A 14,990-nucleotide genomic window follows, 5' to 3' on the forward strand; every position below is an offset into this window, starting at 1 on the left:
ATCAGCTTGTCAAAGTGCAGTTTGCTGATGAATTCCTTTATTAGGAGAAGACCAGCATCGGAGGATAAATCACCTCCGTCAAAATTTAATTTAAAACGCTTATTGCTTTCTAAGGTTGTGTAATCTAAACTAGACATATGAAGCCTCTTTTTTGTTATGTTTTTGGATTCGACACCTAAAATTGTAACAGAATCGGGGCTTTATTAATACCCCTAAGGCTTCACTTATTGGGTGAAAGCAATATGCAGTTTAAATGCAGTAACTATGCGGCTTTGTAATTAAGCCGTGAATAATTCAGGCTATATTTACTGAAAAGAAAAGGTGTAACATATGAGTATTTTAAACGTAGAGCATCTCACCCATGGTTTTGGCGACAGAGCCATATTTGACGATGTTTCATTCAGACTCCTTAAGGGAGAGCATATCGGACTTGTCGGAGCAAACGGCGAAGGTAAGTCAACTTTCATGAATATAATCACCGGCAAGCTTATGCCGGATGAGGGTAATATTGAGTGGTCCAAAAATGTAAAGGCAGGGTATCTTGATCAGCATGCAGTTCTGAAGGAAGGCATGACAATAAGAGATGTCCTTGCCTCTGCTTATGAGCCCCTGTATGAGATGGAGCGCAGGATGAACGAAATCTGCGATTCCATGGGAGATGCTGATGAGAAGCAGCTTGAGGAGTACATGGAGGAGCTCGGTACTATCCAGGATCTTCTTACAAATCACGATTTTTATCTCATTGATTCCAAAATTGATGAAGTTTCAAGGGCTCTGGGATTTTTGGAGCTGGGACTGGACAGAGACGTTACTGAATTGTCCGGTGGACAGAGAACCAAGATCCTTCTTGCGAAGCTCCTTTTGGAAAAACCGGATATTCTGCTTCTGGACGAGCCTACGAACTACCTTGATGCTGAGCATATCGTGTGGCTTACAAGATACCTTCAGGAGTATGAAAATGCCTTTATTCTCATATCCCATGATATTCCGTTCCTTAACAGCGTGGTAAATATCATTTATCACATGGATGGTACAACACACAGTCTCGAGAGATACGTAGGTGACTATGACAAGTTCATGGAAGTCTATGAAATGAAAAAAGCCCAGAGAGAGGCTGCTTATAACAGACAACAGCAGGAAATTGCAGACCTTAAGGACTTCGTTGCAAGAAATAAGGCAAGAGTTGCCACCAGGAACATGGCTATGGCAAGGCAGAAAAAGCTCGATAACATGGAAATTATCGAGAAGATACAGGAAAAGCCGAAGCCGGAATTCTATTTCAAGACAGCAAGAACACCCGGAAAGGTTCTTTTTGAGACAAAGGACCTGGTTATTGGATATGATGAGCCGCTTTCAAGCCCCTTAAATCTCATGATTGAGAGAAATTCCTTCATCGTGCTCAAGGGAGCCAACGGAATCGGTAAAACAACACTGCTTAAGAGCCTCCTTGGAATAATTCCTTCAATATCCGGTTGGGTACAGAGAGGAGAGCATGTTGAAATAGGATATTTCGAGCAGGAGATGTCTCCCGATATCGAGACCACCTGTCTTGAGGAGATATGGAACGAATTCCCGTCCTTCTCACAGTACGAGGTTCGCTCAGCTCTTGCAAAATGCGGACTTACTACCAAGCATATAGAGAGTAAGTGTAAGGTACTTTCCGGAGGAGAACAGGCTAAGGTAAGACTTTGCAAGCTTATGAACAGGGAATCAAACATACTTGTACTCGATGAGCCTACAAACCATCTGGATGTCGATGCTAAGGATGAGCTTCACAGAGCTTTGAAAGAGTATAAGGGAACGGTTATCATGGTATGCCATGAACCTGATTTTTATGAGGATCTGGCTACAGAAGTAATAGATTGTACAAAATGGACTACAAAAATCTAAAGAAATCGCAAAAAATGACGGCTTTCGCCGTCATTTTTTGATTAATAAGAAAGGGATTAGAAAATGGCTATTATCTGGATTTAAGTACATCAACAATTTTCTTAAAGGCCGGCTTGGGGCTGTAATTTTCATCGAAAAGCCTGGAATTGGTGCCATCGCCTTCACGATAATGATCTACAAGGCCAAATACTGTGACGTTTGTTATGTTTGCGGGGCCTCCGCCCTGTGTATCCATGTCGCAGAGGAGATTGAAGATCTCTTCGTATTTATCGGCCTGCTTTTGGAACATGTCATCGTTTTCCTTGTCAACGCCGACAGATAATTCTGTCACCTGTATCTCAAGACCAAGCTCAGAGAACTTCTCTATAGCGGTTCGGATATCCTTGATCGGAGGATAGTCGATACCCCAGTAGCCCTGCATTCCGATGCCGTCGATCAGGCCCTTTTCATTAAGTGACTCGCAAAGAGTATAGATACCCTCTGTCTTAGGTGCCTGATAGGTGTTGTAGTCGTTGTAGAAGAGCTTAACATCGCTGTCAGCATATTTTCTTGCATAGGTAAATGCCATTTCCACATAGTCCTGGCCTATGGTCTCAAACCAGGGATTAGGTGCGTTTTCAATCTTTGTTCTGCATTTGAAGGGGCTGTCCGGATCCGCGCTGTCGGGATCAACTGCTTCGTTCACAACATCCCAGCAATAAATAACACCGGGATATTCCTCCTGAACATGGGTAAGGAGCTGCTTAATATAGCTCTCCATGCGCATCAGCATGGTGTCTTTGTCTACGTATTCTCCATCATCAACATAGCCTTCCCTGAAGAACCATTCAGGGGCCTGAGTATGCCAAACAAGGGTGTGACCACGCATTTTCAAGCCGTTTTCACTGCACCATTTCAGGGTGGGATCGATAGAAGCAAATGAGAGAGCAGGCTCCCCGTTGCCGCTATTTAAGCTTTCAATTGAACCGGCTTGGTCAAGGATATAGCAGCTTTTCATAAGGTTTGTCATTGTGCAGCTGTTGAACTGTTCCTTGGCAAGCTCCATATATTCAGGAATGTTGAGTGTCTGATTCTCCAGTGTGCTGCCGTTTATGCCGACGCCAAAGGTGAAGTAATCAGCACTCAGATCCTTAAGTACTGCATCAGCGTATTCATCGTCTGCGGCGGAAGTATCGTCATTGTCCTCTTCAGAAGAAACGGAAGTAGTGCCATTGTCTTCTTCTGTTGGAGTGACTTCTTCCTCTACGGAAGCGCTTTGTTCGGTGTCAACGGAAGAATTTTCTTCTGCTGAAACAGTGCTTTCGACGCTTGTGCTCTCAGAACTGGAAGTGTCTGCCGCAGGGGGATTGCTTCCACAGCCGGCAAGTAACGATAACGCGATAATACCACTTAGTAATTTAGCTTTTTTCATAAATATAATCCTTTCGGTTTCGTAGGCAGAAACCCACTGCCCTTGGGCGGTGGGAGGAGCCTTGTAAATTGTTATCCAAGAACATACATGCTATAATGTACTCAACAGCAAGTTTTACGAGAAAACCGTTAGGTGCGCTGTTCACCAAAGGCACTCTTTGTACATTGGCAAGTATATATGAGGTTGTAACACATAAGTCTTGGTGTTACGTAAAATATACTCAAGCATTAGCGTTTACTGTACTGCATGGGAATATATTATCCGTGAGGTTAATATATAGAGTACCTGATACAGTTACAGATAAGCATGTCTTGTCTGTAAGGGGCGGTGTCAACCGTCCCATGATGCGACCCCACGGAAGTCTCACCGACAAAATGTAGGAGTTATTGCAACGAACTACAAGGGAGTCGCAAGCCACGTACCTTTAGGTGCGTGGTAGTTGACGTCTGCCTCCGGTATTTAGTTTTTGTAAAAATATCTCTGATTAAACTAATATAGCCGTAAAACGGGCGCGGCTTCTACTCAGTAATTGTTGAGTTTGGGGAGTATATTGCTGAGATATAGCATATGAAGTTATAGAAGAGTTTACGAATACATATAAAGAAGAACAGAGCTGGATAGGGGGCCAGCTCTGTTCAATGGATGTAACTATATCAAATATTAGGTTGTTTGCTTTATATAATTATCAACAATATCATTATTCGTTTATATTATATTCAGTGATTCATCGGTCTTATTTGCTTTAGATGCCTTAGTTTTCCGATTTTCCTGCATAACTCGCTTAATATTCTCCATAATCGGGAATGTATAGAACATTCCTATGAAAGTAAGGCATATGCATTCGCACATCAGCATCATGTTAGCTTCGCTGGCAGCTTCCCAAGTAAGCAATACACCGATTATCATTGCTCCCATGCCTGCGAATTTCTTTAGCTTTTTGTTCATGCCTATCACCTCTTTCGAAAGTCCCGGGATCAAGGATCCCGGAATATCCAGGTCAGATTTTGAAACCTCTGACCTCTTCGTCATTAGAATCAGGCTTAAAACCAACGGGTTCATCTGATTCATATACATTATTTGCCGAGTAACTGTTTGTTTCTGCGTAGGTTGAGCTATTTTCATCATTTTCAGGCTCATCCATTATTATTGCAGCCAGGAAATACGGAAGAATTCCTATTCCTGTAAACACAAGAAGTAATGCGTATATAATTCTGACCACGGTAGGATCCATATCAAAATATTCTGCGATTCCTCCGCATACGCCGCACACCTTTTTATCATTGCTCTTACGAAGCTTTTTTCCACTCATAACCACTTTCCTCACTTTCTTTTAAAAGCAGCTCCTGTTTATAAAACGATTGTAGGACTAAAAAGTCTTCACATAAATGTTTCATTAAGCAAAAACGCCATTCTTATTTTTCTTTTGCAGCGTATATGTCGACTTCCTGAACGTATATTATCAGCCTATAGAAAAAACAGGCCCCATCACACGGATAATGACCTGCTTTGCACTGATTCTGCCTTTTATAAGTGGCTATTGCCTTAAAAGATATGGATTTACGCTGAAACGGCTGCAGTTTCTTCCTGCTGCTCACCATTTTCAATATCAATTACCTCGGCAACATTATCTTCAGCCTTTGTATTCTGTGGATATGTTTTTATGCCCTCCCTGAAGGAACGAACAGCGAAGGATGACTCATATCCGCATTTTTTACACAAAGCGCGTACCTTTTTAGAAACGGTTTTAACGTCCTTGCTATCATATACGATAACTGAGGGATACTGTGCTCCCTGCTCACATACATAGCCTTCATCAAGAAGGAGCTTTTCAAATTCTGTCTTAGTCAATCTCAAACCTTCCTTTTACTTTTAGTCACGAATTGGAATTATATCACAATTTTTCATGAAAAGCATATATAAAAATATTCATACTTAGTACACATTTTTCTGCTATGTTAATTATGTTCTTATACGAGCACGTATCTGCGTGTATCACGTTATAAAAATGGGAGGTAGAATCAATGAGTCAGGAAAAAGTTGACGCGTACAAGAAAGAGAAAAAGGGGAGAAAGGCAAGACTTGCCAAGCAGAAACGCAATAAGATGATCGCGAAGATCGTAAGTCTGGTAGTGCTTGTGGCGGTTTGTGGCTTCGCCGGATGGAGAGTATATGCATCCAAGCATCCTGCACAGGTAGCAGCTACAGAGATAACTGATGAGGCAACTCCTACAGCAGATGAGCCTATTGAGGTAGAGGCTGAAGGTGATGATGCTACAGAAGCAACAGATGAGACTGCTACAGATGATGCAGCTGAGGATAGTGCAGAGACAGACGCATCTACAGAATCTAACGATTAATATACTGGCTTCAGGGCGCTATATGGCATCCTGAAGCTTTTTTTGTTATCCTTAATATATAAACATGTTGTTATTCTGAAAGGGGGCAGATATGGCAGTTTATAGATGCAGAGCATGCGGATACATTTTTGATGAGGAAAAAGAGGGCAAAAGCATACGTGACATAGATGTATGCCCGAGGTGCAAGCAGCCTGACGACAGGTTTGTTCTTGTTGAGGAAGAATCTTCTCAGGGAATTGGAGATACAAATGAAAAGTGATGGAATTGCAGTATGCAGTTCCATCACTTTTATAGTTTTAATATGTTTTTGCGGAGCTAATCCTGTTATTATGACAGGCATCCGTAAGCCACAGCACGCATTCTGAGGTGATGATAAAGCTCCAGATTGGGCTGGCGGACGTATTGTTCCTGTGGATCGCCTCTGTTCCCCTTGGTATACTGGCAGGTCTTATATGGCATCTGCCGGCATTCTGGGTATATTTTTTCATAAAAATAGATCAGATTATCAAGTGTGTATGGTGCGTACTTCGCCTTAGAAGCGGCAAGTGGATCAAGGCCATAAAGGGCGCATGAGGTCTTGGCTTCGAGAATAAAACTTGATAAAAAGCCTGTTTCAGCTTAAAATCAAAATAAGTTTTCATAGACAATGCACCGATGAGAAAAAGGGGGTTCTTATGAGGGCACTTGTTGTTATCGATATGCAGGAAAAGTATATGGATAGATATGATGACGGACTTGTGGAGAATATCAACAAAAAGATTAAGCTTGCCCACGAGGAAGAGGATGTCTCTATCGTATACGTGAAAAATGTGGGAGTGACGGGTAATAATACCGGATACGAGCTCACTGATGACCTGCTTCTGGTTTCAGATCTGGTTTTTGAAAAGAGAAGGCCAAGCGCTTTCTCGTCCAAAGAATTTGCTCACAAGATAAAGTCGCTCAAAACAACAGAGCTTGAGCTTATAGGAATAGATGGCTCATCCTGCGTGGCGAAAACCGCTATGGATGCTTTAAAACTGGGTTATAAGACAGAAATAGTAAGGGCCTGTGTCGGCGCACGCAATGACAAGGTGTATGAAAAAACGCTGAAAAAGCTTGAAGATGCAGGTGTAAGGATTTTATAAAGAAAAACATAATATTGCGAGTATCCAGGCGGTTTGCAGTCTCTGATTGTAAACCGCTTTTTATATGGATATAATATATAATGCTTTGGCTGAAAATTAGATAAAGCATGGAAGTATTGTATTTTAGGGAACCAGAGATGATAAGGAAAGTAATTGAGTATTTTAAAGAAGGAGGCCCCGTAGGAAATATTTTAGCGGGCCTTATTTATATATGTGCCTGGGGAGTGCGATGGGTAATAACGATGCTTTTGGGGATGGCTGCAGGGCTTGGGCTAACGCTTTGGTCCCAGAATTCCTCCTTAATAGGGCTTGCGTGTACCGTTGGTATAGGTATAAGTTTTGTTATTTCATTTTCGATACGGTTGGATGGTCCACTGGGCTTTTTAAACGTAGATGCGCTGCTCCATGATCCCAAGGAAGCCCGCAGGAAGGTGAAGAAGCCTGATAAGTTCAGCGATCTGCCGCATTTTGAAAAGATGCTTAAAAAAGATCAGGTCATGAATATAGTTAATAGCTCGCAGTTTTCACCATATAAAACAAAAGACGGAAAAGAGCTGAAGCATATTACGGTCAGTGAGGATGATAAGTGGATATGCATGTTTGGCGGTTATATGCCTGTGGATCTTATTTGCGGCTATAATCGCAAGAAAAACGTTATATATACCATAGATGGGGGCATGATAGGACTTCCCTTAAGGGCTAAGTATTTTGGCGTAAAGAACGAGATTGATGCATTTTTCAAGGATAGAGGCGTTTACTATACCGATATGCCAAGGAAAGCCGATGAAAAGTTCGATAAAGCCTTTCAGAGACCAGATGATGTGCTTGATAAGGCTGACTTTAGCAGACTTCGTTACCTCTGGGAGAAGGCGAATGCTTCTGATAAGGACGGATATTTAAGGAATAAGCAAAGCGGGTATAGATACATTCCCATTTTTAATAAAACAGAGATCAACAGGACTATTTTTGAGAGGGTTCTGTCGGATGTAGAGGTGGCAAAGACCGCAGATGCCATCAGGAAAAAGAAGGCTCCGTTATCGTCATTTTTGCACTTTACACAGTATAAAAATGAGTTTTGCGTGTGTAATGCTGTTGAGGTCATGAATACCCTCAGATACCCCGCAAATGCAGACGGTATGAGTTTCCTGTTCAAGTGCATCAGAGACGTTGACGAGGCGTATTTTGGGCCTGCAGTGGATGTTTTAAAGACCTTCCCCAAGGGGAACCTTCACAAGAAGATCGAAGAGGAAGTGAAGAAGGCCTTCGAGAGCGGTGATGTGGTCCATGCTGCGGGAGTCATGTATCTTGCTAAAGAGATTGACTACGAGATCGAATATGTGGAGGAAATGAAGAAAGCCCAGGCAGAGGCTGCAGAAAATGCAGGGAATGCGGAGGCCGCAGAAAGTACCGACCAGCCTGAAGCTAACGCAATTCCTAAATTCGATTATGATGAATATGATGCCTACGGAACCGAGGAGGTGCAGGGCTTTGAGGCCGGCGGGGTAGCATATCAGAAAAAGGTGTAGCTGAGTAACGTCAGATGGCCATTTTCCAATTGGTATTGGTCTTTGGGTCGTAGTAGAGTCTGACTACCCTTTTCGTATTAAAAACATATATCATACATTCAAATATGAAGCCTGAATCGCAGACGAAAATGCCGTCCTCTGTGGTTCGGGCTCCTCTTTTTTCAGCCTCACGATAGCCCTTTATATTAAAGGTTTGGTATTCGCCGTCATCTGTCATAAACCTTATACGAATCGGGATTATGCTCCCGTCTGCCTTATGTGCGCATATAACATCAATATTTTCATAGATTTTGCTCATGGTAAATCCTCCGATAGAACATACATTCGGTTATCTATATGATACTCCTTTCGAACTGGTGTTTCAATCGAACAAATTATTAATTAAAGTTGTATTTTTTTTCTGAATAAAGTAGACTAATCCGGTCGGAAAAAATATATTGCCATGAGAAATGCGTGGCAATGAGGAGTAATCTATCAGGAGAGGTACAGTTTTGAATAATTGCATCATCGCCCAGTCAGGTGGGCCAACAGTTGCTATTAACGCATCACTTGCCGGTGTTCTTTTGGCAAATGAGGAAAACAGGTATTTTGATACCGTGTATGGTTCCATAAATGGAATTACAGGTATTTTTAATTCTAAGCTTCTTAATCTGTCGGAGCTTCAGGCCACTATCCCGGATTTTGCCGAGAAACTAAAGGTCACACCAGCTATGTATCTTGGTTCATGCAGATACAAGCTTCCCAAACATCAGGATGAGCCTGAAATATATGAAAAAATCTTCAAATTCTTTGCTGAGCATGATATAAATGCATTCTTTTACATCGGTGGCAATGACTCCATGGATACAGTTCTTAAGTTATCCGAATATGCTGCTGAAATTGGTAGCGACGTCAAAATTATAGGTATTCCCAAGACAATTGATAATGATCTGTGTGGCACCGACCATACTCCGGGCTTTGGTTCGGCGGCTAAATATATAGCTTCTTCGATATTGGAGATAGCCCATGATACTTACATTTATCCTGTTAAGTCAGTGACTATTGTAGAGGTAATGGGACGAGACGCAGGCTGGCTCACAGCGGCTTCTGCCCTTGCAAGAAATGAGTATTCCTGCGCGCCTCACCTTATCTATCTTCCGGAGAGAGCCTTTGATGAGAACGCATTTATCGAGGATGTAAAGAGGCTCCTTGAGACCAATAACAGCGTTGTTGTGGCTGTTTCTGAGGGCATACGCGATAAGGATGGCAACTATATAAGCGCATCCTCCACATCAACCGATAATTTCGGACATAATCAGCTTAGCGGCGCTGGAAAAGCCCTTGAGAGCCTTGTAGCTGAGCGTATCGGTGTAAAGGTTCGCTCCGTTGAGGTCAATATTTTACAGAGATGTGCTTCGCATCTGGCATCCCTTACAGACCTTAATGAGTCTGCAGAGCAGGGAAAACGCGCGCTCCTTCTTGCCAAGGAGGGTAAGAGCGGTGTTATGGTAACCCTGAAAAGAACAGGTGATACGCCTTACTGCGTAGAGACGGATTATCAGGATATTCATGATACGGCTAACCTTGTTAAAAATGTTCCCGATAGCTGGATAAATGCCGAAGGAAACGATGTCACAGAAGAAATGCTGACCTACCTTAGACCTTTGATCGCAGGAGAGCCGGTGATCCGCTTTAAAAACGGTGTTCCGGAGTATTTGGACGTAAGACATTTAAAAGCAAATAATTAACAATAGAAATTTCTTCATGCAGAAATAAAAGAGTTATTTAATCCTTTTTTTATACTTCATTAACTGATGTAACGTATCATTAGAGGATGAAGAAAGTGGCAGATAATTTTATCGCCGGGGTGAATTTATAAAGGAGCTTTTTGCATGAAGAAATTTGTTTTATCAGCCTTGTCAGCGATATTTTGTCTTGCTCTGTGGGGCTGCGGCGCATCAAAAACCAGCGGACTTTCCCAGACCACATGGACTTCTGAGGATGGTAAGATCACTTTCAGTAAAGAAGGCGATTTTACATCAAGTGGCGAAGGTCTCAATTCCGGAAGATGGGAAGAATTCGAGAAGGGTATGATCGTGCTGAGGCATGGCCCGTCGGACAAGGAATACTTTTTTTACGATATAAGTGACGATAAAATTCTGACCTTAACCAGCGCCTACAGGGAGTCAGAGGCCTCTGACTGGGAAAAGGGCGACAGAAGCTATACCTTTATTCAGGAGATTCTTACTACGGACATTCTGTATTATGTGAATTCCGAGGAGGATGATGACTTCGATGATGCGGAAGCGGATTATGATGATTACGAGGATAGCTATGAGGAGCCCGATTACGAATTCGATTATGACGACGACGAATAAAAAATAAAAAAATTTTTTAATTCCTTTGCAACATTTTTATATCCCCAACTGTATATAGGGTAGAAACGGTAAAACTACGCTTTCAGGAGGATATATTTATGAAAAGGAAATCTATATTGGTACTTGCACTGGTAGCTACAATCACACTTTCGGGCTGCAGTCAGCCGACACCCCAGGTAAATAACAATCCTACCCAGGAACAACAGAATAACGATGAAGAGCCGGATGAGGCAGAAAATGTCAAAGCGGACGAGGATAAAGAGGCCAAGGCTCCTGCTCTGTCTTCAATAGAGATGGACAGGCTTATCAGAAATGCCGGAAAAGATTACGAGGATTATCTTAAAGGTGGCATGGAATATGATAAGTATGAAACCACTAAGTCAACCGGCGGAATTTTGAATGAGATTACTAACTTTATAGGCGGATCACCTCAGGATGCGGCAACAGCCACTGCAGAAGCACCCATGGCAGAGGAGAGCTGCGAAACAGAAACTGCTATGGCTTATGAAGAATCATGCGCGGAGGACTATTCTGCAGATTATGATATGGCGCCTTCCATGGACGAGCCTGTGATATGGGATACAGAGTCCTATAAGAACGTAACAGAGTCGGGCTTTACATCAGTTAGCACACAGCCATTTTCAACCTTCGGCGCAGATACAGATACTGCTGTTTATTCTAATCTTCGCAGGAAAATTCTGGGCGTTGACTATGATTACTACGGTTATGGAATAGACAACGATGCAATCAGAGTTGAAGAGATGATCAACTACTTCAAATACGACTATAAGGATCCTGAAAAGGGCGAAAAGATTGGCGTTACAACAACTCTTAACCCCTGCCCCTGGAATGAAGATACACTTCTTCTGAAGATCGGCTTAAAGACTGAGGAAGCCATTCCTGAAAAAGGAAGCAATATCGTATTCCTTATCGACACATCAGGTTCCATGTACGATTTTGATAAGCTTCCCCTTGTACAGGACGCATTCAAGACTCTGACAGACAGCCTTGATGAAAATGACCGCGTATCCATAGTAACCTATGCGGGATCTTCCGAAGTAGTTGCAGAGGGCGTAAAGGGCAGTGACCACAAGAAGATCAAGAACTACATCGATCAGCTTGAAGCAGGCGGCTCCACAAACGGAAGCCAGGGAATAATCACAGCCTATGAAATCGCTGAGAAGAACTTTATAGATGGCGGAAACAACCGTGTCATCCTTGCAACAGACGGAGACCTCAATGTTGGAACAACTTCAGAGGCCGGACTTATAGATCTTATCGAGAAAGAAAAGGAAACAGGAGTTATGTTTTCTTGCCTCGGATTCGGAACAGGTAACTACCAGGACGATAAGATGGAAGCTCTGGCCGACCATGGAAATGGCAACTATGCTTACATCGATTGCCCGGATGAAGCAGAGCGCGTTCTGAAAAAAGAGCTATGGTCCACAATTTATACCGTTGCAAAGGATACAAAGTTCCAGGTCGAGTTCAATCCTGAAAATGTCAAAGGCTATCGCCTTATTGGATACGAAAACAGAGCTATGGCAGCTGAGGATTTCGCAGATGATACAAAGGACGGCGGCGAGATCGGTTCAAACCAGTGCGTAACTGTTCTCTACGAGATAGTTCCTACAGATTCAGCGATGGATATGCCTAAGGTCGAGTCCAAATATCAGGATAAGAAAGAGGAAGAGGCAAAGGCACCCGAAGGTGAGCTCCTTACAGTAAATATCAGATATAAAGAGCCCGAGGCATCAGAAAGCGTCCTCAAGGAGTACCCTGTATCCTACGATATGCTCCAGGATAAGATGGATGATGACACTTCATGGGCCTGCGGCGTAGCACAGTTTGGAATGCTTATGCGCGACTCTGACAACAAGGGAACAACAACCTATGATTCAGTTTATGACAGACTTAAGACTCTGTCAGGCGTAACAGATGATATTTCAAAACTCCAGTTTTTATATATGGTTAAGAAGGTCAGTGAAGATCCTTCCAAGTATGTAGTGGAATAATATTTAGATAAAAATATGAGATCCGTCACTCTGTTTAAGGGTGGCGGATTTTCATATATAATAGAGGCATGAAGAAGAAACGGACAAATCACTACATAGCAAAGAAAAGGAAATTTAACGCAGAGCTCCGGGATGTCAGGGAAACCTTCCCCGGGGATGCTTTTGATGCATATTTTGAGAAAAACAGCGCTACGGTGGCCTATGCTATTCATAGCGCTCTTCTTGATGTCCTTAAAACGGAGCGCATTTACATAACAGTGCATGGAAGCTTTGGAAGGACCGAAAAGCAGGAGATATCAGGTGCTAATATAGAGAAATTCTGCAGGGATTTTCAAAGCAGAGTAAATACTGTATATCTCACGCAGCTAATCCCGGAGCTGGGGCATGTGATCATAGACGTGCTCTGGGAGTCAGACAGGACAGAGATACTGGAATTTATATCATCCGGCAGGAAAAAGGTCATCTCTAAGGTAATAATGAGGTATCTCAGGGAATCCCGCTTTATGAAGGGGATTGTGGCCTATGTTAAGGACAATACATCCGAGCAGGTGGTATTTGAGCAGCTTATGAAGAATCCCCATTATCAGAAGGCCACAAGGCGCTATCAGAAGATAATGGAGGCAAAGAGGCTTCTTTTTGAGAATATAGAGACCTCTACGCCTGATGATTACACGCAGCTTTTTCCGCTTGCAAGGCAGATGGAGCGCAGATTTATCCTTCATATAGGTCCTACTAATTCCGGTAAGACCTATCAGGCCATGGAGGACCTTAAAAGCGCAGAAAATGGCATATATCTGGCGCCTCTGCGCCTTCTTGCCTATGAGCAGTATGAGAGGATGAACAGGGAAGGTACGCCCTGCTCCATGATAACAGGCGAGGAGAGGATACTTATGCCCGGTTCTTTCCATCAGTCCTCGACGATTGAGATGCTTGACCTTGCGGAAGAGTGGGATATGGCGGTTATTGATGAAGCTCAGATGGCTGCTGACCGTCAGAGAGGTGGCTACTGGACCGCTGCGATTCTGGGTGTAAGGGCTAAGATTATACATGTATGTGCTTCCGCAGATGCAGAGGATCTGCTTATTCGCATGATCAAATCCTGCGGGGATTCATACAAAGTGCAGTACCATGAAAGAAAAACACCACTTGTTATGGATGAATCCGCGATGGACTTTGACTTTCCTGCTGATGTGAGGAAAGGTGATGCCCTCATTGTTTTTTCAAGAAAGGATGTACACAGCGTTGCGGCTGAGCTCCAGCAGAACGGTGTCAGATGTAGCATAATTTACGGATCTCTTCCCTATGACGTAAGGCACAGGGAGGCTAAGAAGTTTGCGGACGGCGACACGGAAGTGGTGGTTGCAACCGACGCCATAGGCATGGGCATGAACCTTCCGATCAGAAGGATAGTATTTTTGCAGACCATCAAGTTCGATGGTGTAGACGAGAGACCGCTCACCTCCTCTGAGGTTAAGCAGATTGCGGGAAGAGCCGGAAGATACGGCATTTATGATACTGGGTATGTGACTTCTTACTACGACTACGAGACTATCGAGGGACTTCTTTTTAGCAGACTGGTGCCACTTAGGCAGGTAATGATCAACATACCTGAGGACTTTTTGCATAAAAACGGCAGAATATCAGCTATTCTCGAAACCTGGAACAAGATTCCCGCTGAAAAGTACTATAACAAGGGCGATATTTCAGAGAAAATCAGCATAGCCAAGGCCCTTGAGAGCATTAAGGATAACAGGGAGCTTATAAGGAAGTTCATCAGAATCCCTATAAATGAGGACAATAAGGATACTTTCGGCGTTTATCTGGATTACTACAAGATTCTGAATGACGGAAGACAACCCAATATTTATGAGACCATGGCGGGTTATGAAGCTATGACTGTCGATGAAGACGATAAGAACGCGCTTGGTGAGCTTGAAACAGCAAGTGCTGTGTTTGATTTTTTGTATGCATTCACACGTATTTTCGGAGATGCAGATGATCTGTATAAGATCCTGGAAAGTAAGCGCCTGATCTCAGAGAAGATATTCAGGATTCTTGATAAGCAGAAGCTGAACCTCAGGGCATGCGCATACTGTGGAAAGAAGCTTAAATGGTCGTATAAGTTCAACATTTGCCAGGAGTGCTTCAGGAAAAGGAGGCATTTGAGGGGGAGAAGATAGGAGTCAGCCTACTCGATTTATGGTGGGTTTGGGCTGGGTTCAACCTGTTTGAGAAAATTTGCATAAATTGGCGTAAAGCCTGGATACAAAAGTTGACGTAATTACGTTTGTGTTACGCCGATAGAATATT

The 14,990-nt window shown here is 43.0% G+C and carries 15 protein-coding genes and 1 pseudogene; 10 read left to right on the plus strand and 6 right to left on the minus strand.

The genetic code is table 11. The features are described from left to right. Positions 1-137 (minus strand): annotated as a pseudogene (locus G587_RS25385) (IS1380 family transposase); the annotation flags it as partial. Between the two features lie 193 nt (positions 138-330). Between G587_RS25385 and G587_RS0107820 the strand changes: the two are divergent. After that, positions 331-1,890 (plus strand): ABC-F family ATP-binding cassette domain-containing protein, encoded by a 1,560-nt coding sequence (locus G587_RS0107820; RefSeq protein ID WP_026491788.1) that lies wholly within the window; start codon positions 331-333, stop codon positions 1,888-1,890. Positions 1,891-1,960: 70 nt separating this feature from the next. Here G587_RS0107820 and G587_RS21885 read toward each other — a convergent pair whose 3' ends face one another. The 4 genes from G587_RS21885 to G587_RS0107845 all read right to left on the minus strand — a co-directional run bounded on the left by G587_RS21885 (position 1,961) and on the right by G587_RS0107845 (position 5,149). Further along, positions 1,961-3,301 (minus strand): endo-1,4-beta-xylanase, encoded by a 1,341-nt coding sequence (locus G587_RS21885; protein WP_051200891.1) that lies wholly within the window; start codon positions 3,299-3,301, stop codon positions 1,961-1,963. Positions 3,302-4,006: 705 nt separating this feature from the next. Further along, positions 4,007-4,246, minus strand: coding sequence for a hypothetical protein (locus G587_RS0107835; RefSeq protein WP_026491789.1), 240 nt, complete (start codon positions 4,244-4,246; stop codon positions 4,007-4,009). 52 nt (positions 4,247-4,298) lie between these two features. Beyond that, the gene (locus G587_RS26605) at positions 4,299-4,610 is read right to left on the minus strand and encodes a PspC domain-containing protein (protein WP_035786115.1); all 312 of its coding nucleotides are present in this window, start codon (positions 4,608-4,610) and stop codon (positions 4,299-4,301) included. A 248-nt stretch (positions 4,611-4,858) separates the two neighbouring features. After that, complete coding sequence (locus G587_RS0107845; RefSeq protein ID WP_026491790.1) at positions 4,859-5,149, minus strand: hypothetical protein; 291 nt, start codon at positions 5,147-5,149, stop codon at positions 4,859-4,861. A 173-nt stretch (positions 5,150-5,322) separates the two neighbouring features. Here G587_RS0107845 and G587_RS21895 point away from each other — a divergent pair, with 173 nt between their 5' ends. The 5 genes from G587_RS21895 (at position 5,323) to G587_RS0107875 (ending at position 8,308) form a co-directional block, all read left to right on the plus strand. Continuing rightward, positions 5,323-5,658: a hypothetical protein gene (locus tag G587_RS21895; RefSeq protein ID WP_035786117.1), complete on the plus strand. Its 336-nt coding sequence runs from the start codon at positions 5,323-5,325 to the stop codon at positions 5,656-5,658. A 91-nt stretch (positions 5,659-5,749) separates the two neighbouring features. Further along, positions 5,750-5,917, plus strand: coding sequence for a hypothetical protein (locus tag G587_RS25390; RefSeq protein ID WP_155829453.1), 168 nt, complete (start codon positions 5,750-5,752; stop codon positions 5,915-5,917). Between the two features lie 110 nt (positions 5,918-6,027). Continuing rightward, positions 6,028-6,231 (plus strand): hypothetical protein, encoded by a 204-nt coding sequence (locus G587_RS0107865; protein ID WP_026491791.1) that lies wholly within the window; start codon positions 6,028-6,030, stop codon positions 6,229-6,231. A gap of 101 nt (positions 6,232-6,332) precedes the next feature. Continuing rightward, entirely contained in the window at positions 6,333-6,782 is a 450-nt protein-coding gene (locus G587_RS0107870) for a cysteine hydrolase family protein (RefSeq protein WP_026491792.1), read from the plus strand. A gap of 137 nt (positions 6,783-6,919) precedes the next feature. Next, a complete protein-coding gene (locus tag G587_RS0107875; protein WP_026491793.1) occupies positions 6,920-8,308 on the plus strand; it encodes a hypothetical protein in 1,389 nt (462 codons plus the stop codon). 10 nt (positions 8,309-8,318) lie between these two features. Here G587_RS0107875 and G587_RS0107880 read toward each other — a convergent pair whose 3' ends face one another. Beyond that, a complete protein-coding gene (locus G587_RS0107880) occupies positions 8,319-8,606 on the minus strand; it encodes a hypothetical protein (RefSeq protein WP_026491794.1) in 288 nt (95 codons plus the stop codon). A gap of 193 nt (positions 8,607-8,799) precedes the next feature. Between G587_RS0107880 and G587_RS0107885 the strand changes: the two genes are divergently transcribed. The 4 genes from G587_RS0107885 (at position 8,800) to G587_RS21905 (ending at position 14,860) form a co-directional block, all read left to right on the plus strand. After that, a complete protein-coding gene (locus tag G587_RS0107885; RefSeq protein ID WP_026491795.1) occupies positions 8,800-10,035 on the plus strand; it encodes a 6-phosphofructokinase in 1,236 nt (411 codons plus the stop codon). Between the two features lie 144 nt (positions 10,036-10,179). Next, a complete protein-coding gene (locus G587_RS0107890) occupies positions 10,180-10,665 on the plus strand; it encodes a hypothetical protein (protein ID WP_026491796.1) in 486 nt (161 codons plus the stop codon). Positions 10,666-10,763: 98 nt separating this feature from the next. Then, positions 10,764-12,680, plus strand: coding sequence for a VWA domain-containing protein (locus G587_RS21900; RefSeq protein ID WP_051200892.1), 1,917 nt, complete (start codon positions 10,764-10,766; stop codon positions 12,678-12,680). Positions 12,681-12,748: 68 nt separating this feature from the next. After that, complete coding sequence (locus tag G587_RS21905; RefSeq protein ID WP_051200893.1) at positions 12,749-14,860, plus strand: helicase-related protein; 2,112 nt, start codon at positions 12,749-12,751, stop codon at positions 14,858-14,860. Positions 14,861-14,990 lie beyond the last annotated feature (130 nt).

The sequence above is a fragment of the Butyrivibrio sp. XPD2002 genome (genome assembly GCF_000423945.1).
GTDB lineage: Bacteria > Bacillota > Clostridia > Lachnospirales > Lachnospiraceae > Butyrivibrio.

Excerpts from the sequence above, each read along its gene's own strand:
- G587_RS0107820 (WP_026491788.1), top strand. The coding sequence starts at position 331 with ATGAGTATTTTAAACGTAGAGCATCTCACCCATGGTTTTGGCGACAGA.
- G587_RS21885 (WP_051200891.1), bottom strand. The coding sequence starts at position 3,301 with ATGAAAAAAGCTAAATTACTAAGTGGTATTATCGCGTTATCGTTACTT.
- G587_RS0107835 (WP_026491789.1), bottom strand. The coding sequence starts at position 4,246 with ATGAACAAAAAGCTAAAGAAATTCGCAGGCATGGGAGCAATGATAATC.
- G587_RS26605 (WP_035786115.1), bottom strand. The coding sequence starts at position 4,610 with ATGAGTGGAAAAAAGCTTCGTAAGAGCAATGATAAAAAGGTGTGCGGC.
- G587_RS21895 (WP_035786117.1), top strand. The coding sequence starts at position 5,323 with ATGAGTCAGGAAAAAGTTGACGCGTACAAGAAAGAGAAAAAGGGGAGA.
- G587_RS25390 (WP_155829453.1), top strand. The coding sequence starts at position 5,750 with ATGGCAGTTTATAGATGCAGAGCATGCGGATACATTTTTGATGAGGAA.
- G587_RS0107865 (WP_026491791.1), top strand. The coding sequence starts at position 6,028 with ATGATAAAGCTCCAGATTGGGCTGGCGGACGTATTGTTCCTGTGGATC.
- G587_RS0107870 (WP_026491792.1), top strand. The coding sequence starts at position 6,333 with ATGAGGGCACTTGTTGTTATCGATATGCAGGAAAAGTATATGGATAGA.
- G587_RS0107875 (WP_026491793.1), top strand. The coding sequence starts at position 6,920 with ATGATAAGGAAAGTAATTGAGTATTTTAAAGAAGGAGGCCCCGTAGGA.
- G587_RS0107880 (WP_026491794.1), bottom strand. The coding sequence starts at position 8,606 with ATGAGCAAAATCTATGAAAATATTGATGTTATATGCGCACATAAGGCA.
- G587_RS0107890 (WP_026491796.1), top strand. The coding sequence starts at position 10,180 with ATGAAGAAATTTGTTTTATCAGCCTTGTCAGCGATATTTTGTCTTGCT.
- G587_RS21900 (WP_051200892.1), top strand. The coding sequence starts at position 10,764 with ATGAAAAGGAAATCTATATTGGTACTTGCACTGGTAGCTACAATCACA.
- G587_RS21905 (WP_051200893.1), top strand. The coding sequence starts at position 12,749 with ATGAAGAAGAAACGGACAAATCACTACATAGCAAAGAAAAGGAAATTT.